The 16,566-nt window shown below is 64.9% G+C and carries 21 protein-coding genes; 3 read left to right on the top strand and 18 right to left on the bottom strand.

The window, feature by feature from the left end; genetic code table 11:
* Nucleotides 1–61: 61 nt before the first annotated feature.
* The 10 genes from PST29_RS28540 to PST29_RS28495 form a co-directional block, all read right to left on the bottom strand.
* Nucleotides 62–385 carry a DUF3392 domain-containing protein gene (locus PST29_RS28540; RefSeq protein ID WP_011064021.1) on the bottom strand — a complete coding sequence of 108 codons (324 nt, stop codon included), beginning with the start codon at nt 383–385 and terminating at the stop codon, nt 62–64.
* 9 nt (nt 386–394) lie between these two features.
* The gene (gene hemW / locus PST29_RS28535; RefSeq protein WP_060844878.1) at nt 395–1,597 is read right to left on the bottom strand and encodes a radical SAM family heme chaperone HemW; all 1,203 of its coding nucleotides are present in this window, start codon (nt 1,595–1,597) and stop codon (nt 395–397) included.
* On the bottom strand, nt 1,594–2,190 hold the full coding sequence (rdgB, locus tag PST29_RS28530) for an RdgB/HAM1 family non-canonical purine NTP pyrophosphatase (protein WP_060841545.1): 597 nt from the start codon (nt 2,188–2,190) through the stop codon (nt 1,594–1,596). Before rdgB ends, hemW begins: the two co-directional genes overlap by 4 nt.
* Entirely contained in the window at nt 2,187–2,621 is a 435-nt protein-coding gene (locus tag PST29_RS28525) for a DUF4426 domain-containing protein (RefSeq protein ID WP_060841544.1), read from the bottom strand. The genes rdgB and PST29_RS28525 overlap by 4 nt, the downstream gene beginning before the upstream one ends.
* A 26-nt stretch (nt 2,622–2,647) precedes the next feature.
* Nucleotides 2,648–3,268, bottom strand: coding sequence for a methionine biosynthesis protein MetW (metW, locus tag PST29_RS28520; RefSeq protein WP_060841543.1), 621 nt, complete (start codon nt 3,266–3,268; stop codon nt 2,648–2,650).
* Between the two features lie 7 nt (nt 3,269–3,275).
* Nucleotides 3,276–4,415, bottom strand: coding sequence for a homoserine O-succinyltransferase MetX (metX, locus tag PST29_RS28515; RefSeq protein ID WP_060841542.1), 1,140 nt, complete (start codon nt 4,413–4,415; stop codon nt 3,276–3,278).
* Between the two features lie 173 nt (nt 4,416–4,588).
* Entirely contained in the window at nt 4,589–4,882 is a 294-nt protein-coding gene (locus PST29_RS28510; RefSeq protein WP_060841541.1) for a DUF167 domain-containing protein, read from the bottom strand.
* 14 nt (nt 4,883–4,896) lie between these two features.
* Nucleotides 4,897–5,487, bottom strand: coding sequence for a YggT family protein (locus PST29_RS28505; protein WP_060844877.1), 591 nt, complete (start codon nt 5,485–5,487; stop codon nt 4,897–4,899).
* Between the two features lie 10 nt (nt 5,488–5,497).
* Nucleotides 5,498–6,316 carry a pyrroline-5-carboxylate reductase gene (gene proC, locus PST29_RS28500; protein ID WP_060844876.1) on the bottom strand — a complete coding sequence of 273 codons (819 nt, stop codon included), beginning with the start codon at nt 6,314–6,316 and terminating at the stop codon, nt 5,498–5,500.
* A gap of 34 nt (nt 6,317–6,350) precedes the next feature.
* On the bottom strand, nt 6,351–7,049 hold the full coding sequence (locus PST29_RS28495; RefSeq protein WP_060844875.1) for a YggS family pyridoxal phosphate-dependent enzyme: 699 nt from the start codon (nt 7,047–7,049) through the stop codon (nt 6,351–6,353).
* Between the two features lie 193 nt (nt 7,050–7,242).
* On the opposite strand from PST29_RS28495, the gene PST29_RS28490 reads away from it, so the two are divergent.
* Nucleotides 7,243–8,277: a type IV pilus twitching motility protein PilT gene (locus tag PST29_RS28490; protein WP_060844874.1), complete on the top strand. Its 1,035-nt coding sequence runs from the start codon at nt 7,243–7,245 to the stop codon at nt 8,275–8,277.
* 86 nt (nt 8,278–8,363) lie between these two features.
* Here PST29_RS28490 and PST29_RS28485 read toward each other — a convergent pair whose 3' ends face one another.
* Nucleotides 8,364–8,987 (bottom strand): C40 family peptidase, encoded by a 624-nt coding sequence (locus PST29_RS28485; RefSeq protein ID WP_060841536.1) that lies wholly within the window; start codon nt 8,985–8,987, stop codon nt 8,364–8,366.
* A gap of 251 nt (nt 8,988–9,238) precedes the next feature.
* Between PST29_RS28485 and PST29_RS28480 the strand changes: the two genes are divergently transcribed.
* Complete coding sequence (locus PST29_RS28480; RefSeq protein WP_060841535.1) at nt 9,239–9,658, top strand: NINE protein; 420 nt, start codon at nt 9,239–9,241, stop codon at nt 9,656–9,658.
* 127 nt (nt 9,659–9,785) lie between these two features.
* Here PST29_RS28480 and PST29_RS28475 read toward each other — a convergent pair whose 3' ends face one another.
* The 7 genes from PST29_RS28475 to gshB all read right to left on the bottom strand — a co-directional run bounded on the left by PST29_RS28475 (nt 9,786) and on the right by gshB (nt 15,874).
* Nucleotides 9,786–11,057, bottom strand: a complete 1,272-nt coding sequence (locus PST29_RS28475) for a dihydroorotase (protein WP_060844873.1) — start codon at nt 11,055–11,057, stop codon at nt 9,786–9,788.
* Nucleotides 11,054–12,058, bottom strand: a complete 1,005-nt coding sequence (locus PST29_RS28470; RefSeq protein ID WP_011064007.1) for an aspartate carbamoyltransferase catalytic subunit — start codon at nt 12,056–12,058, stop codon at nt 11,054–11,056. Before PST29_RS28470 ends, PST29_RS28475 begins: the two co-directional genes overlap by 4 nt.
* A 25-nt stretch (nt 12,059–12,083) precedes the next feature.
* Entirely contained in the window at nt 12,084–12,590 is a 507-nt protein-coding gene (gene pyrR / locus PST29_RS28465; protein WP_060841533.1) for a bifunctional pyr operon transcriptional regulator/uracil phosphoribosyltransferase PyrR, read from the bottom strand.
* 117 nt (nt 12,591–12,707) lie between these two features.
* Nucleotides 12,708–13,145 carry a Holliday junction resolvase RuvX gene (gene ruvX, locus PST29_RS28460; RefSeq protein WP_060841532.1) on the bottom strand — a complete coding sequence of 146 codons (438 nt, stop codon included), beginning with the start codon at nt 13,143–13,145 and terminating at the stop codon, nt 12,708–12,710.
* A complete protein-coding gene (locus tag PST29_RS28455; RefSeq protein WP_060841531.1) occupies nt 13,145–13,714 on the bottom strand; it encodes a YqgE/AlgH family protein in 570 nt (189 codons plus the stop codon). Before PST29_RS28455 ends, ruvX begins: the two co-directional genes overlap by 1 nt.
* A gap of 159 nt (nt 13,715–13,873) precedes the next feature.
* A complete protein-coding gene (locus PST29_RS28450; RefSeq protein ID WP_060841530.1) occupies nt 13,874–14,773 on the bottom strand; it encodes an energy transducer TonB in 900 nt (299 codons plus the stop codon).
* Nucleotides 14,774–14,902: 129 nt separating this feature from the next.
* Complete coding sequence (gene gshB, locus PST29_RS28445) at nt 14,903–15,874, bottom strand: glutathione synthase (RefSeq protein ID WP_060841529.1); 972 nt, start codon at nt 15,872–15,874, stop codon at nt 14,903–14,905.
* A 236-nt stretch (nt 15,875–16,110) separates the two neighbouring features.
* Here gshB and pilG point away from each other — a divergent pair, with 236 nt between their 5' ends.
* Nucleotides 16,111–16,515 (top strand): twitching motility response regulator PilG, encoded by a 405-nt coding sequence (pilG, locus tag PST29_RS28440; protein ID WP_016964938.1) that lies wholly within the window; start codon nt 16,111–16,113, stop codon nt 16,513–16,515.
* The last annotated feature ends 51 nt before the right edge of the window (nt 16,516–16,566 follow it).

Raw genomic sequence — 16,566 nt, 5'->3', positions numbered from 1 at the left:
GGCAAGCCGCCTCCTACGGGGGGCTGTAGGAGCCGGCTTGCCGGCGAAGGGGGGCGACAGGTCAGCGACGATCAGCGACCACGCCAATCAGCACCAGCACCACCAGCAGCACCGGCGCCAGGCTGTAGTTGTTGAACTGGCTCAGGCCGCGGACGATCCACGGCGTGGCGTAGATCAGCGCCAGGCCGCTGCCGACCATGCACAGCAGGGCCATCAGCGGCACGCGCAGGGCGCCGGCGATGCCGCCCAGGCGTTGCTCGACCCAGCCCTTGATGTCCGCGCCGAACAGCACCAGCAGGCAGCCCACCAATGCCAGGGCGATTTCCGAGAGGTTGCTGCGACTCCAGCGGGACACGGTGGCAAGCAGGTCGAGTACCAGATCCATGTGATTTCCTTAGATCAGAAAGTATTGCAGCAGGTCATTGAGGAAGAGTTGCCCACGGGCCGTAGCCGCCAGGCGTGACGGTTCGACCTGCAACAAGCCGCTTTGTTCGGCCTGGCGCCGGCCTTCGGCCAGGCTGGCCAGGTCCAGGCCGGTGCGCTGGGCGAACAGCGCGGCGTCGACGCCGTCGGTGAGGCGCAGGGCGTTCATCAGGAACTCGAACGGCAGCTCGTCATTGCCCAGGGTCTTCTCGCCGGCCTTGAACGGCTTGGCCGGGTTCAGGTAGTCCTTGGGCAGGCGGGTCTTCCAGGTGCGCTGGATGCGCCCGTCCGGATGGCTGAGCTTGCCGTGGGCCCCGGCGCCGATGCCGATGAAGTCGCCAAAGCTCCAGTAGTTCAGGTTGTGCCGCGCCGCGCGGCCGGGCTGGGCATAGGCCGAGACCTCGTACTGGGCGTAGCCATGCTCGGCCAGCAGGGCCTGGCCGGCTTCCTGGATATCCCACAGGGTGTCGTCTTCCGGCAGCACCGGCGGCTGGTTCCAGAACACCGTGTTGGGCTCCAGGGTCAGCTGATACCAGGACAGGTGGGTCGGCTTCATCGCAATGGCCTGGCGCAGGTCGTCCAGGGCATCGTCCAGGGACTGGTCCGGCAAGCCGTGCATCAGGTCCAGGTTGAAGTTGTCGAACCCGGCCTGGCGCGCCATGCCGGCGGCGCGTACCGCTTCGTCACCGTTGTGGATGCGGCCCAGGGCCTTGAGCTTCTGTTCCTGGAAGCTCTGGATGCCGATGGACAGGCGGTTGATCCCCAGGGCGCGGTAGGCAGTGAACTTCTCCTGCTCGAAGGTCCCGGGATTGGCTTCCAGGGTGATCTCGATATCGCCGGCGAAGGGGATGCGCTGTTCCACGCCCTTGAGCAGCCGACCCAGGGCCTGGGCGCTGAACAGGCTCGGGGTGCCGCCGCCGAAGAAGATCGAACTCAGCTCGCGGCCATAGACCGCGTGCAGCTCCAGATCGAGGTCGGCCAGCAGGGCGTCGACGTACTCTTCTTCCGGCAGCGTCGGGCTGGCGGCGTGGGAGTTGAAATCGCAATAGGGGCATTTGCGTACACACCACGGGATGTGGATGTACAGCGCCAGGGGCGGCAACTGGGGCAGCGCCGCCCGAGGCGTTGGCGCGCCGCCGAGAATCAGCGGCGACGCGGAAGGGTCATGACTCATTGCAGGCCCAGGCGTTGCCGCAGAATGGCCATGGCGCGAGCGCGGTGGCTGAGCTGGTTTTTCTCCACCGGGCCCAGCTCGGCGCTGGAGCAGTCACGTTCCGGCACCCAGAACAGCGGGTCGTAGCCAAAGCCGTGCTCGCCGCTGGCAGCCGTGAGGATGCGCCCGTGCCACAGGCCTTCGCAGAGGATCGGCAACGGATCGTCGGCGTGCCGCACCAGGGCCAGGACGCAGACGAACTGCGCGCCGCGCTGGGCTTCGGGCACGTCCTTCAGGGCGTCCAGCAACTTGGCGTTGTTCGCCGCGTCGCCCTGGCCGTCGGCATAGCGTGCCGAGTAGATGCCCGGCGCGCCGCCGAGGAAGTCCACCGCCAGGCCGGAATCATCCGCCAGTGCCGGCAAGCCGGAAATGCGCGCAGCGTTGCGTGCCTTGAGGATGGCGTTTTCGACGAACGACAGGCCGGTTTCCTCGGGCTCGACGCTGCTGAACTCGCCGATCGAGCGCAGTTGCACCGAGGCGCCGAGCATGGCCTGGAGTTCTTTGAGTTTGCCGGCGTTGTGGCTGGCCAGTACGAGTTGCGTAAGGTTCATTATTCGCCCGGGAATAGCTCTTGGTTGAAGCTGAAGCTGTTGGTATCGCCACCCGTTTGCACGGTGATGGTGAAGGTACGGGTTTCCTGCTGTTCCACCGGGAACTGGGCGATGTAGTAGATCGCGCCCTGTTCGGTGATCTGGCGGAATTTCAGCGGGATGCTCTTGCTGGTCAGGTCCTTGACCGTACCGCTGACCTGGCCGACCAGCGGCTTGCCGTCCTTGATCAGCGAAACGTTGATCACGCCCTGGTTCTTGCTGCGAACCAGCTCCGCGGCCCTGGCGACGTCAGGTTGCAGGTAGGTGGAGTTGAAGGTGTTGTAGTGCACGGTGATGTCACCGAACACCTCCTTGCGCTCGCTCTTGATCGGGTCTGCCGCCAGGGCACTGAAGCTCAGGCAGGCAGCCAATAGAAATGTCACCAGACGTCCCATGATGGTTCTCCTCGATGCAACGTGGTTTATACCGCGACCTTGTGATCTTGCAGGCCGGGACTGCTGACGCGGTAGATGCCGATCTCCCCTAAGAGATTAGGCCATAGCTTACTGGCCCACCCGTGGCGGTGTTGTTGATCGACGGCAAGGCGGTTGATCACCCGGGCTTGGCGCTCGCGGCACAGCTCTTCGAAGTCCTCGAAGGTGCAGAAGTGGATGTTCGGCGTGTTGTACCAGGTGTACGGGAGGAATTCCGAAACCGGCATCCGACCCTTGCTGGCCAGGTACCAGCGGCAGCGCCAGTGGCCGAAGTTGGGGAAGGTGATGATGCACTGGCGGCCGACCCGGAGCATCTCGTCGAGGATCTTGTCCGGGTAGTGCACGGCCTGCAGGGCCTGGGTCATGACCACGATATCGAAGCTGTTGCTGGCGAAGTTGCCCAGGCCCTTGTCCAGGTCCTGCTCGATCACGTTGATGCCCTTGGCCACGCACTGGGCAATGTTGTCCGGGTCGTTTTCCAGGCCGTAGCCGGTGACCTGCTTGTGTTCCTGCAGCCAGCTCAGCAGCTCGCCGTTACCGCAGCCCAGGTCGAGGACGCGGCTGCCGGCGGGGATCCATTCCTGGATGATTTCCAGATCGGCTCTCATCGTGTCCTCACAGCGTTATGCGGTTCATGTAGTGACTAAAGGCCTGCAGGTAGCGCGGGATCGGAATCAGAAAGGCGTCGTGCCCCTGGGGTGCGTCGATCTCCAGGTAGCAGACGTCCTTGCGCGCGGCCATCAGCGCGTCCACCAGCTCCCGGGAGCGGGCCGGGGAGAAGCGCCAGTCGGTGGTGAAGGACATCACGCAGAACTTGGCGCTGGCGTTGGCGAAGGTCTTGGCCAGGTCGTCGTCGAAGTTCGCCGCCGGGTCGAAATAGTCCAGTGCCTTGGTCATCAGCAGGTAGGTGTTGGCGTCGAACCGCCCGGAGAACTCCTCGCCCTGGTAGCGCAGGTAGCTTTCCACCTGGAACTCGACGCTGTGGAAGTCGTAGTTGAGCTTCTCGCTCTTGAGGCCACGGCCGAATTTCTCGCCCATGGAGTCGTCGGACAGGTAGGTGATGTGCCCCACCATGCGCGCCAGCATCAGCCCGCGCTTGGGGATCACGCCCTGTTCCTGGAACGAGCCGCCGTGGAACTCGGGGTCGGTGAGGATCGCCTGGCGCGCCACTTCGTTGAAGGCGATGTTCTGCGCCGAGAGCTTGGGCGCCGAGGCGATGGCCAGGCAATGCCGTACCCGGTCCGGGTAGGTGATGGTCCATTGCAGGGCTTGCATGCCGCCCAGGCTGCCGCCGATCACCGCCGCCCACTGGCTGATGCCCAGGCGGTCCGCCAGGCGCGCCTGGCTGTGCACCCAGTCTTCCACGGTGAGCACCGGGAAGTCGGCGCCGAACGGCTTGCCGGTTTCCGGGTTGAGGCTGCTGGGGCCGGTTGAGCCGTTGCAACCGCCGAGGTTGTTGAGGCTGACCACGAAGAACTTGTTGGTATCGATGGGCTTGCCGGGACCGATGCAGCTGTCCCACCAACCGGGCTTGCGGTCATCGACGCTGTGGTAGCCGGCGGCGTGATGATGGCCGGACAGGGCGTGGCAGATCAGCACCGCGTTGCTGGCGCTGGCGTTGAGCTGGCCGTAGGTTTCATAGATCAGGTCGTAGGCTGGCAGCGAGCGCCCGCAGGCCAGGGCCAGGGGTTCGCTGAAGTGGGCCAGTTGCGGTGTGACCAGACCAACAGAATCGGGGGGGAAGGCAGTTGGCATCGATCCTGCTCTCGTTCAAATGAGGCGTAAGTCTAAAGACCGCTGTCTCCAGCGGCAAGCAAAGCCCGGGGCTGTGTTTCGCCGGCGTAGATGGCGGCGGAAGGTTCGCGGGCAAGCCGGCTCCTGCAGTGGGCGTGGGCCCCGGGAGCCGGCTTGCCGGCGAATCGGACGAATCAGGCGGGACGCGCCAGCCCCGGTAGCTCGGGGAGTTTCTTCGGCGCTTGCAGGCGCACGCGCTTCTGCCGGTTCAACTCGCCGCTGACCAGGCTGACGTGGCTCTTGGGGATGCCGAAAGCCTTGGCCAGGAACGCCATCAGGTGCGCGTTGGCCTTGCCCTCCACCGGCGGGGCGGTGAGGCGGATTTTCAAGCGCTCCCCATGCAGGCCAGCGAACTCGTCGCTGCTGGCCTTGGGTTGCAGGTGACAATCGAGGATCAGATCGTCACCGTCCCAGCGGAAATAACTCATGCAGGCCGCCTGGGTCAGATCAGCAGACGCAGGATGTCCGGCATCATGGTCATGGCCGCCAGGTTGTTGATCACCAGCATGTCCAGCAGCTTGAGCACCATGAAGGCCAGGATCGGCGAGATGTCCAGGCCGCCCATGCTCGGCAGGATGCGGCGGAACGGCGCCAGGGCCGGTTCGCAGATCTGGTTCACCAGCTCGGCGCCGGGGTTGTGGCTGCCCGGCGCGACCCAGGACAGGATCACGCTGATGATCAGGGCGAAGAAGAAGATCTTCAGGAACAGCGCGGTCACGCCGATGATCGACCAGATCAGCAGTTGCAACGGGTTGCCGGTGGTGCCGTAGGTCAGCAGCAGGGTCAGGGCCATCAGCGCCAGCTGCACCAGGATCGCCAGCAACAGCGAGGACATGTCCAGGCCGCCAAGGCTGGGAATGATCCGGCGCATCGGCTTGAGCAGCGGCTGGGTGGCCCGCACGATGAACTGGCACAGCGGGTTGTAGAAGTTGGCGCGGACCAGTTGCAGGACGAAACGCATCAGCACGATCAGCAGGTACAGGCTGCCCAGGGTTTGCAGCACGTACACCGCGGCGATGTTCAATCCAATCATCATTGGCTCCTTATTGGCCCAGTTGTTCGGCCATTTCGGCCGAGCGGTGCGCGGCGGCACCCAATGCTTTTTCCACCAGGGTTTCAAAGCCACCGGCCTGGAAGGATTTGATGGCCGCTTCCGTGGTCCCGGCCGGCGAGGTTACGCGGCGGCGCAGTTCGGCGGCATCGACGTCACTGGAAACAGCCATGTGGGCGGCGCCCAGGGCGGTTTGCAGGGTCAGTTGGGCGGCGGTTTCCCGGGGCAGGCCGAGTTTCTCGCCGGCGGCGGTCATGGCTTCGATCAGCAGGAAGAAATACGCCGGGCCGCTGCCGGATACGGCGGTCACCGCGTCCAGTTGCTGCTCCTGGTCCAGCCACAGGGCGATGCCCACGGCGGACAGCAGTTCCTCGGCCTGCTGGCGCTGCTGGGCGCTGACCTGGGCGGTGGCGTACAGACCACTGACGCCCTGGCGCAGCAGCGCCGGGGTATTGGGCATGCAGCGCACGATGGGCTGGGCGCCGAGCCAGTTGTTCATGCTTGAACAGGTGATGCCGGCGGCGATGGACACCACCAGTTGCTGCGGCTGCAGGCTCGGACGCAGGGCCTCGCACACGGCTTTCATGGCCTGGGGCTTGACCGCCAGGACGATCACGTCGACGCCAGCGATGGCCTCGGCGTTGTCGGCGAACACCTGGATACCGTGCTCGGCGGCCACCTTGGCCCGGGTTTCGGCCCCGGGGTCACTGGCGCGGATCTGGTCCGCCTCCAGGCCTTTGGCGCGCAGGCCGCCAATGAGGCTGGCCGCCATGTTGCCGGCACCGATAAAAGCGATACGAGTCGTGTTCATGACAGGTCCTTATGAGAGGTCAGGGTCAGTCGCATCAGGACTGACTGTAGTCGCGGGCGCCAAACAGCGCGGTGCCGATCCGCACCCAGGTGGCGCCTTGGGCGATGGCCGCTTCGAGGTCGTGGCTCATGCCCATGGAAAGGGTGTCCAGGGGCAGCTTGAGGCTGTCCCGCAGTTGATTGTTCAAGGCCTGCACCGCAGCGAAGGCGGCCTCCTGGGCGGCCCGATCCTCGGTGGGCTCGGGAATCGCCATCAGCCCGCGCAGTTGCAGGCGCGGCAAGGCGCTGATGGCGCTGGCCAGGGCTGGCAGTTCGGCCGGAGTGCAGCCGGACTTGCTGGCTTCGCCGCTGACGTTCACCTGGATGCAGATGTTCAGCGGCGGCAGCTCGGTCGGGCGTTGTTCGGACAGGCGTTGGGCGATTTTCAGGCGATCCACGGAGTGCACCCAGGCAAAGTGCTCGGCGATGGCACGGGTCTTGTTCGACTGAATGGGGCCGATGAAGTGCCAACTCAAGGGCAGGTCGGCCAGTTCCTGTTGCTTGCCCAGGGCTTCTTGCAGGTAGTTCTCGCCGAAGTCCCGCAGGCCGGCGGCGTAGGCTTCACGCAGGGCGGCAGCGGGCTTGGTCTTGCTCACGGCCAGCAACCGGACGCTGGCCGGGTCGCGCTGTACGGCCTGGCAGGCGCTGCGGATGCGCTCGGCGAGCCGGGCAATGTTGTCTGCTATCGTGGACATTCGATTTCTTCTCAAAAGTACCGGCGGCCTCGGCCTGCCGGCTGCCGCGTGAATCCACCAGACCCTCACCCGCCACTGGCCAGAGCATTGCTCGATGGCCGTGGCGGACCTTGCCCTTGCCTCGGGCAATGGCAGCCGCCCAGAGGCGGGCGGGTCTGAAGCTCGCGGCATTCTACTGGAATTGGGAGTCACTATGGACATCACCGAACTCTTGCTCTTGAGCGTCGCCCGAGGTGCTTCCGACCTGCATCTGTCCGCCGGACTGGCGCCGATGTTGCGTATCGACGGCGATATCGGCGCGCTGGAGGGGCCGGCCCTGGACGGGCAGCAGACGCTGGCCTTGATCCACAGCCTGATGAGCGAATCGCAGCGCCAAGCCTTCGCCGTCACCCGGGACCTGGACTTCGCCTACGAGCTGCCGGGCGTGGCGCGCTTTCGGGTCAACGCCTTCCAGCATGCCCGGGGCGTCGGCGCGGTGCTGCGCCTGATTCCTGCGCGGGTACAGAGCCTGGAAGCGTTGGGGCTGGGGGAAGTGTTTCGGCACATTGCCGAGGTGCCCCGGGGGCTGGTGCTGGTGACCGGGCCCACCGGCAGCGGCAAGTCCACCACCCTGGCGGCGATGATCGATCATCTGAACCACCATCGGCGCCAGCACATCCTCACCATCGAAGATCCCATCGAGTTCGTGCATCCGCAGCACAGCTGCCTGGTGCACCAGCGCGAGGTGCAGCGTGATACCCAGAGCTTCGCCAGCGCCTTGCGCGCCGCGCTGCGGGAAGATCCGGACGTGATCCTGCTGGGAGAGCTGCGGGACCTGGAAACCATCCGCCTGGCGCTGACCGCCGCAGAAACCGGGCATCTGGTACTGGCCACCCTGCACACCGCTTCGGCGGCCAAGACCATCGATCGGTTGGTGGACGTGTTCCCGGGGGAGGAAAAGGCCCTGGTGCGCTCGATGCTGGCCGAGTCGCTGCAGGCGGTGGTTGCCCAGGTGCTGCTGAAAAAGGTCGGTGGTGGCCGGGTGGCGGCGCACGAGATCATGCTGGGCAGCTCGGCGATTCGTAACCTGATTCGCGAGGACAAGGTGGCGCAGATGTATTCGGCGATCCAGACTGGCGGCGCCCAGGGCATGCGCACTCTGGACATGAGCCTCAAGGCGTTGCTCGGGCAGGGGTTGATCAGTCGCGAGCAGGCCCGGGAACAGGCGCGGATGCCGGAGAGTTTTTGACCGGGCTGCAAATGCATTCGCCGGCAAGCCGGCTCCTACAGGTGGGCGTAGGAGCCGGCTTGCCGGCGAATGGGCGAATCAGCAGATCAGCGCTGCACGACCCGCAGGGGCGCGTGCTCCTTGGGCAGGACCCGCTTGGCAACCACGTAGTGGCTCTGCCAGTAGGGTTTCTTCAGGGTGTCGATGGTCACCGCCTTGCCGCGCCGCGGGGCGTGGATGAAGCGGTCTTCGCCCAGGTAGATGGCGACGTGGTTGACCTTGCGGCTCTTGATGTTGAAGAACAGCAGGTCGCCCGGCTTCAGGTCCTTGCGCTCGACCTTCTGCCCGTGGCCGCTGGCCATGGCGTTGGACGTGCGCGGCAGGTCCACGGCGGCAACGTCGTTGAAGGCGTAACGCACCAGGCCGCTGCAATCGAAGCCTTTACTTGGGCTGCTGCCGCCCCAACGATAAGGAGTACCGAGAACGTTGACCGCGCGGCTGAGGACTGTGGTGCTCGGCCGGCCGGCGTTGTTGGCCACCAGCTTGCTATCGGTCTTGCTCAGGCGGGTGGGGTGCTTGATGGTGGTCTTGTTCTTGGCGGTGACCGTCGAAACATGCGGTTTCGGGGTGTAGCCATTAACGTTGGGAAGTCGTTGCTCACGGTTGGTGGCGTGGGCGGCCAGTGGCATTAATAGGCAAATGGTTAGCCATGTCTTGAAAAATGGTCGCATTAGGCAAGGCTCTTATTTGGTTTGCGCGCAACTTTATAACAGCTTTCGGGTCACTTCCGTGGCCGTTTGTCGATTCAACCTTGGGGTCAACTTCGGCAAAGAGGTGGCAACTTGACGCAGAAAACTGTCAGAAGTCAGGCAGTACAAGGCTTTGACGGGAGAGAAGGTAACATCGTCCACATGTCGAACGCCTGTAAAAAAGTCACAAAGTTTTTAAGAATATTTATCTATCACCTGCAAAGAGGCTCTTAATGAACACCTATCGTCAGGATGCATCCGCTCATGACACTCACAGCAAGGTGATCGGTTACCTGTTGTGGATTTTCGGTTTTACCGGTGCCCACCGCTTCTATTACGGCAAGCCGGTAACCGGGACCCTCTGGTTCTTCACCTTCGGTCTGTTGGGCATTGGCTGGCTGATCGACTTGTTTCTGATCCCGTCCATGGACCGGGAAGCGGACTTGCGTTTCACCTCGGGCCCACTGGAGTACAGCGTCGCCTGGATACTCCTGACCTTCCTCGGAGTCTTCGGCGTACATCGCATGTACCAGGGCAAATGGCTGAGCGGGGTGATCTATCTGTTCACCGGCGGCCTGTTCTTCCTCGGGGTGCTGTACGACTTCTGGACCCTGAACGATCAGGTGTCCCTGGAAAACGCCAAGCGCCGCTGATCCATTCAGCGGCGCAGGCGGTGATGGCGTTGCATGGGGCTGTTGCCGCAGGCCGCCATCAGGAGCGGCGGCTCCTTCGGAGCCGTTCGCAGCCTGCGGCAGCGGCTACAGGGTGCCAGCCAGGGAGTCAGCCTTGATAGCTGATGTGCCCGTCCACCAGGGTGTAGCGCACCGCGCCCGGCAGGCTATGGCCGAGGAACGGGCAGTTCTCGCCCTTGGACAGCCAGCGCTCGCCGGCCACGGTGGAACTGACCGGGTCGAACAGCACCAGGTCCGCCGCGCCACCTTCCACCAGCTTGCCCGCCGGCAGGCGCAAGGCGGCGGCCGGGCCGGCACTGAGGCGCGCCAGCAGGGTCGGCAGGTCCAGCAGGCCATCCTGAACCAGGGTCAGGGCCAGTGGCAGCAGCAACTCGACGCTGCTGATGCCCGGCTCGGTGGCGCCGAACGGTGCCAGCTTGGCGTCACGTTCATGGGGCTGGTGATGGCTGGAGATGGCTTGCACCACCCCGGACTTCACCGCCTCGCGCAGGGCGTCACGGTCGGTCCGCGAGCGCAGTGGCGGCTGTACGTGATACAGGCTGGAGAAGTCGATCAGCGCCTCGTCGGTGAGGATCAGCTGATACAGCGCCACATCGGCGGTCACTGGCAGGCCGCGGGCCTGGGCCTGGGCAATCAGTTCCACGCCGCGGGCGCTGGTCAGCTGGCTGAAGTGCGCGCGCACGCCGCTCTGTTCCACCAGCAGCAGGTCCCGGGCCAGGGCCACGGTTTCCGCGCTTTCGGGAATCCCCGGCAAACCGAGGAAGCTGGCGGTAGCGCCTTCGTGGGCCAGGCCGCCTTCGGCCAGGTCGCGATCCTGGGAGTGGAAGATCACCGTCAGGTCGAAGGTGGCGGCGTATTCCAGGGCACGGCACAGGGTGCGGGTGCTGCGGAAACCGTCCAGGCCGTTGCCGAAGGCCACGCAACCGGCGTCACGCAGGGCAATCAACTCGGCCAACTGTTCGCCTTCTAGGCCCTTGCTCAAGGCGCCGATGGGGAACACCTTGCTGTTGCCGGCTTCGCGGGCGCGGTCGAGGATCAGTTCGGCCACCGCCGAGGTGTCCAGCACCGGCTTGGTGCGCGGTGGGCAGCACAGGCTGGTGACGCCACCGGCCGCGGCGGCGCGGGTTTCGCTGGCGATGCTGCCCTTGCGGCTGTAGCCCGGCTCGCGCAGGGCCACGCTCAGGTCCACCAGGCCGGGCGCGGCCACCAGGCCCTTGGCGTCGATGCTGGTGACGGCATTGAAACCGCCCGGGGCGGCGCCGATGGCGACGATCTTGCCGGCTTCCAGGTGCAGATCAGTGGTTTGATCCAGGCCTCTGCTTGGATCGATGACGCGGGCGCCGAGAATGCTGAGCTTCACTGGGCGTTCTCCTGCTCGAATTGTCGCTGGGCGGTCTGCCCGCTCATGGCCATGGACAGTACGGCCATGCGCACTGCAATACCGTAGGTCACCTGATTGAGGATCACCGAGTGCGGACCGTCGGCCACCGCCGATTCGATCTCCACGCCACGGTTGATCGGGCCCGGGTGCATGACGATGGCGTCGGGCTTGGCCCCGGCCAGGCGCGCGGTGGTCAGGCCGAACAGGCGGTAGAACTCGCCTTCGCTGGGCAGCAGGCCGCCCTGCATGCGCTCACGTTGCAGGCGCAGCATGATCACCACGTCCACGTCTTTGAGGCCTTCGGTCATGTCGGTGTAGACCTTGACCCCGTACTGCTCGATGCCGATGGGCAGCAGGGTTTTCGGCGCGATCACGCGGATGTCCGGGCAGCCGAGGGTTTTCAGCGCCAGCATGTTGGAGCGCGCCACCCGCGAGTGCAGGATGTCGCCGACGATGGCCACCGAAAGGTTCTCGAAGCCGCCCTTGTGCCGGCGGATGGTCAGCATGTCGAGCATGCCCTGGGTCGGGTGGGCGTGACGGCCGTCGCCGCCGTTGATGATCGCCACCTGCGGGCACACGTGTTCGGCGATGAAGTGCGCGGCGCCGGAGTCGCCGTGGCGTACCACGAACATGTCGGCGGCCATGGCTTCCAGGTTGCGCAGGGTGTCCAGCAGGGTTTCACCCTTGCTCGCCGAGGAGGTCGAGACATTCAGGGTGATCACGTCCGCCGACAGCCGCTGGGCCGCCAGTTCGAAGGTGGTGCGGGTGCGGGTGGAGTTCTCGAAGAACACGTTGCACACGGTCTTGCCGCGCAGCAGCGGGACTTTCTTCACCGCCCGGGCGCCGACTTCGAGGAAGGAGTCGGCGGTGTCGAGGATTTCCGTCAGCAGCTCGCGGTTCAGGCCGTCGAGGGACAGGAAATGGCGCAGCTGGCCCTGATCGTTGAGCTGCAGCGGGCGCTTGGCGTCTAGAGGCGTCATCGCAATGGACTCTTAAAAGGGCGAGTTAGAGGGCGAGGTCTTGGAGCTCGAGTTGAAGCGGCGCAGGACCGGACAATTTTACCCGCTCGTGGGCGGCCAGCGACAGGGTCGCGCCCACCACATTCGGACGGATCGGCAGCTCGGCGGCGTTCAGGTCCAGCAGGCAGACCAGGGTCACGCTGGCCGGGCGGCCGTAGTCGAACAGTTCGTTGAGGGCGGCGCGGATGGTCCGGCCGCTCATCAGCACGTCGTCGATCAGCACCAGGTGCTGGCCTTCGATCTCGAACGGCAGCTCCGAGGGACGCACTTGCGGGTGCAGGCCGTTCTGGCTGAAGTCGTCGCGATAGAAGGACACGTCCAGGGTGCCCAGGGGCGCGTCGCTGCCCAGGGCTTCCAGCAGGGCCTGGGCCACCCAGACGCCGCCGGTACGGATACCGATGAAGCGGGGCTCGCTGATAGCGCGCTGGGCCAGGTGGGCGTTGAGATCAGTGGCCATCTGGCTGATCAGGGCGGCGGGATTGGGCAGGCTCATGGTGGCTCCTTCGTGGGCTCGCGCCGGGTTGCCGGGCAGCGAGGCGCGTGGGACTTGCGGCTGGTGTTGGGCCAGGAGGCGCGCAGCAGGGGGCCGCGCCTCTTCAGGATTCGGGTTTCAGGTGTTCAACAGGCCGGCGTTTTCATCGAGCCAGCCCTGCAGCAGCAGGGCCGCGGCGATGGCGTCCACCGGGTTGTCGCGGTAACTGCCTTTCTGCCCGCCCCGGGCCAGGCGTTCGCCCTTGGCCTCGAAGGTGGTCAGGCGTTCATCGTGGGTATAGAAGGGCACATTGAAGCGGCCGTTCAGGCGCCGGGCGAACTTCTCGGCCCGCACGCACATATCGCTGGGGCTGCCGTCCATGTTCAGGGGCAGGCCTACCACCACGGCGTCGGGTTTCCATTCCTCGATCAGCGCTTGCACCTGATTCCAGTCCGGCACGCCGTTCTGCGCCTTGAGGGTGCACAGCTCGCGGGCCTGGCCGGTGATGGCCTGGCCCACGGCGACGCCGATCTGCTTGGTGCCGTAGTCGAAGCCGAGGATCAGTCGCAAGGCCATCAGGCGTGGCCCGCCTGGCTGGTGAGCAGGTTGAGGTTGACCCCCAGGTGCCGGGCGGCGGCTTCCAGGCGCAGTTCGCTGCTGGTGTTGAACAGGATGTCGGCGTCGAAGGGGCAGGTCAGCCAGGCGTTGTCCGCCAGCTCGGCTTCCAGTTGCCCGGCTTCCCAGCCGGCGTAGCCCAGGGCGATCAGGCTCTTGGCCGGGCCGACACCGTCGGCGATGGCGAACAGCACGTCTTGGGAGGTGGACAGGGACAGCCCTTCGAGCTCCACCGTGGCCTGGTAGACCGGGCCGCTGGGATGCAGGACAAAGCCGCGATCGGTCTGCACCGGGCCGCCACTGAAGATCGGCACGTGCTGGCACAGCAGCGGCGGCTCTTCGTCGGGGCGCAGTTGTTCGAGGATATCCGCCAGGTTCAGGTCCTGGGGCCGGTTGATCACCAGGCCCATGGCGCCACTGGCGTTGTGCTCGACGATGTAGGTCAAGGTCTGCGCAAAGTTCGGGTCGGCCATATGGGGCATGGCGATCAGGAAGTGATGCTTGAGATAGCTTGGGCTGACATTTTTCATGAGCGCTAGTGTGGCGATGGCGGGCCCGGCTGACAAGCGCCAGCCGGTGGGTGCTGGCCTGCCGGTGCAGGTGGCGCGGGGGAGGGCGTATCCGCTGAGGGGGCTGTGCGCCGGCCAACCGGCTGTTGCGGGTGCTGGGCGCTTGCCAGCGGGTGCGGATTAATTGCTGGACAGCTTGTCGCCCCGGGCGAAGCGCCAGGTGCGGATGATTTCCAGGCGGTCGATGTCCGACAGATCGCCGGTGAAGGGCGCGAACGGCGCGGCCAGGCGCACGATGCGCTGGGCGGCCTGGTCCAGCAGCGGCTGGCCGGAGGACTCCAGTACCAGCACTTCATACAGTGAGCCGTCGCGGTTGATCGAGACCATCAGCCGCAAGTTGCCGTAGATCTGCTTGCGGCGGGCCTCCTCGGGGTAGTTGAGGTTGCCGATGCGCTCGACCTTCTTGCGCCATTCGTCCTTATACCAGGCACCCTTGTCGCGCATGGTGGAGGCGGCGCTCAGGCGGTGGATGCGCGGGCGCTTGGCATACAGCTGTTGTTCGTTGGCCAGCTCCGCTTCCAGGCTGGAAATCTCGCTGGACAGCTGGGAGCTGTCGAACGTCGGAGTCTCGGCCTTGGGCGTCGGGTCTTTCCTGACCTCTTCACGCTGGGTCACGGTCTTTTTCGGTTTCGGCGCGGTGGTGGCCACGGCTGCCTTGGGCGCGGCTTCCTTGACCTCGGGCTTGACCGACGGCGGAGGCACCACCTTTTTCACCGAATTGTCCTGGAACGGCGCCACCTCGGTGGTTTTCGGAATGGCCTTCTTGTCCAGGGTGCCGCTGCCTTCCTGGTGCTCCTGGGCGAGAAAGTCGGCCTTCTTCGGCTTGGTCTCGCTCTTGAAGGTGGCCAGGGTGATTTCCAGGGTCTTGCTGATGGTCTGGGGCTCGGCGAAGGAAAAGCCCAGGCCGAGGATCAGTGCCAGGTGCAGGAGCGCCGCCAGGAACAGGGTAAATCCCAGGCGATCGGCCGCGCGCACGCCGCCATGGGCTAGCTCGGGGGGCAGATCGGACGGCAGGCTCATGGGCGTTTCGACATCACGGCAGGCATCACACAACCAACATCACGTTTTCACAGGCGGCGCATGATAACGCAATGTTGGTTTCAAGCCTTGAGTGCCAAGCTTCAAGCGACAAGCTGCAGATGACGCAGATCAAGCTTGCGGCTTGTTGCTGGCGGCTTGCAGCTTGCGTTCGATGGCATCCATCAGCCGCGCGCCGATTTGCGTGCCGAAGGCGTTGTCGATCTCACGGATGCAGGTGGGGCTGGTGACGTTGATTTCCGTCAGGTGCTCGCCAATCACATCGAGGCCGACGAACAGCAGGCCCTTGGCCCGCAGGGTCGGGCCGACCTGGGCGGCGATCCAGCGGTCCTTGTCGCTCAGTGGACGGGCTTCGCCACGCCCGCCGGCGGCCAGGTTGCCACGGGTCTCACCGGCGGCGGGGATGCGCGCCAGGCAGTAATCCACCGGTTCGCCATCGATCATCAGGATGCGCTTGTCACCGTCCTTGATCGCCGGCAGGTAGGCCTGGGCCATGATCTGCTGGCTGCCGAGCACGGTCAGGGTTTCCAGGATCACCGACAGGTTCGGGTCGCCGGCGCGGTGGCGGAAGATCGAGGTGCCGCCCATGCCGTCCAGAGGCTTGAGGATCACGTCGCCATGCTCGGCGGCGAACTCGCGCAATACATCGGCGCGCCGGCTGACCACGGTCGGCGGGGTGCACTGCGGGAACAGGGTGGCGAACAGCTTTTCATTGCAGTCGCGCAGGCTCTGGGGCTTGTTGACCACCAGCACGCCGGCGCTTTCGGCCTGTTCCAGCAGGTAGGTGGAGTAGACGAACTCCATGTCGAACGGCGGGTCCTTGCGCATCAGGATCACATCCAGATCGCTCAGCGGGCAGTCGATCTCGGCGTCCAGCTCGAACCATTTCTCCGGGTTGGCGAACACCTGCAGCGGGCGCATGCGCGCCCGCGCCACGCCGGCGCCCTGGTACAGGTCGCGCTGCTCCATATAGAAGAGGGTCCAGCCGCGCTCCTGGGCGGCCAGCAGCATGGCCAGCGAGCTGTCCTTCTTGTAGGAGATGCTGGCGATAGGGTCCATGACAATCCCGACGCGAACGCTCATGGGTGGATTCCTTTAAGAAAATAAGTGGAAGCAAGGCAAAAAAAGTGGCGTCAGAGTGGCGCTGACAAGGGCCTGGGTCAAGGAAAAACCACTGCCTGGCGTGGTCCATAGATTGCAGAGGGGAGAGTGTGCTAAAAAGGCTCGCATGCCGGGCCGAGGCCTTGAAGTTCAAGGGTTTGGGGCGTAGGCCAGCGGTACCGGATCAAATCATTCGCTGGGGCGATGGCAGAGCAGATATGGAACAGCATTCCAACGCCTTGAAGGTGATGGTGATCGACGATTCGAAGACGATTCGCCGCACGGCCGAAATGCTGTTGAAGAACGTCGGCTGCGAGGTCATCACCGCCGTGGACGGTTTTGAGGCCCTGGCCAAGATCGTCGATCATCATCCCGGCATCATCTTCGTCGACATCATGATGCCGCGGCTCGACGGCTATCAGACCTGTGCGCTGGTGAAGAACCACAGCGCGTTCAAGTCCATTCCCGTGATCATGCTGTCCTCCAAGGACGGCCTGTTCGACAAGGCCAAGGGGCGCATCGTCGGCTCCGACCAGTTTTTGACCAAACCCTTCAGCAAGGAAGAACTGCTGAGCGCAATCAAGGCCCACGTTCCGGACTTTGTCGCGCTTGCGCCACAGTAGACACGCACAATGGCGCTCGGCCCGCGGGCCGCGCGCCCATACCGTATGGGG

Source organism: Pseudomonas sp. St29, assembly GCF_001547915.1.
Classification (GTDB): Bacteria; Pseudomonadota; Gammaproteobacteria; order Pseudomonadales; family Pseudomonadaceae; genus Aquipseudomonas.
The sequence above is the reverse complement of the archived record's forward strand: the minus strand, read 5'-3'. Positions and strand labels throughout refer to the sequence as shown.

Coding starts and splice junctions, on each gene's coding strand:
- PST29_RS28505 (WP_060844877.1), bottom strand. CDS start 5,487: ATGATTGGATTGAACATCGCCGCGGTGTACGTGCTGCAAACCCTGGGC.
- PST29_RS28485 (WP_060841536.1), bottom strand. CDS start 8,987: ATGCGACCATTTTTCAAGACATGGCTAACCATTTGCCTATTAATGCCA.
- PST29_RS28525 (WP_060841544.1), bottom strand. CDS start 2,621: ATGGGACGTCTGGTGACATTTCTATTGGCTGCCTGCCTGAGCTTCAGT.
- metW (WP_060841543.1), bottom strand. CDS start 3,268: ATGAGAGCCGATCTGGAAATCATCCAGGAATGGATCCCCGCCGGCAGC.
- PST29_RS28540 (WP_011064021.1), bottom strand. CDS start 385: ATGGATCTGGTACTCGACCTGCTTGCCACCGTGTCCCGCTGGAGTCGC.
- hemW (WP_060844878.1), bottom strand. CDS start 1,597: ATGAGTCATGACCCTTCCGCGTCGCCGCTGATTCTCGGCGGCGCGCCA.
- PST29_RS28480 (WP_060841535.1), top strand. CDS start 9,239: ATGAACACCTATCGTCAGGATGCATCCGCTCATGACACTCACAGCAAG.
- proC (WP_060844876.1), bottom strand. CDS start 6,316: ATGAACACGACTCGTATCGCTTTTATCGGTGCCGGCAACATGGCGGCC.
- PST29_RS28455 (WP_060841531.1), bottom strand. CDS start 13,714: ATGAAAAATGTCAGCCCAAGCTATCTCAAGCATCACTTCCTGATCGCC.
- metX (WP_060841542.1), bottom strand. CDS start 4,415: ATGCCAACTGCCTTCCCCCCCGATTCTGTTGGTCTGGTCACACCGCAA.
- PST29_RS28490 (WP_060844874.1), top strand. CDS start 7,243: ATGGACATCACCGAACTCTTGCTCTTGAGCGTCGCCCGAGGTGCTTCC.
- pyrR (WP_060841533.1), bottom strand. CDS start 12,590: ATGAGCCTGCCCAATCCCGCCGCCCTGATCAGCCAGATGGCCACTGAT.
- PST29_RS28470 (WP_011064007.1), bottom strand. CDS start 12,058: ATGACGCCTCTAGACGCCAAGCGCCCGCTGCAGCTCAACGATCAGGGC.
- gshB (WP_060841529.1), bottom strand. CDS start 15,874: ATGAGCGTTCGCGTCGGGATTGTCATGGACCCTATCGCCAGCATCTCC.
- ruvX (WP_060841532.1), bottom strand. CDS start 13,145: ATGGCCTTGCGACTGATCCTCGGCTTCGACTACGGCACCAAGCAGATC.
- pilG (WP_016964938.1), top strand. CDS start 16,111: ATGGAACAGCATTCCAACGCCTTGAAGGTGATGGTGATCGACGATTCG.
- PST29_RS28450 (WP_060841530.1), bottom strand. CDS start 14,773: ATGAGCCTGCCGTCCGATCTGCCCCCCGAGCTAGCCCATGGCGGCGTG.
- PST29_RS28510 (WP_060841541.1), bottom strand. CDS start 4,882: ATGAGTTATTTCCGCTGGGACGGTGACGATCTGATCCTCGATTGTCAC.
- PST29_RS28495 (WP_060844875.1), bottom strand. CDS start 7,049: ATGTCCACGATAGCAGACAACATTGCCCGGCTCGCCGAGCGCATCCGC.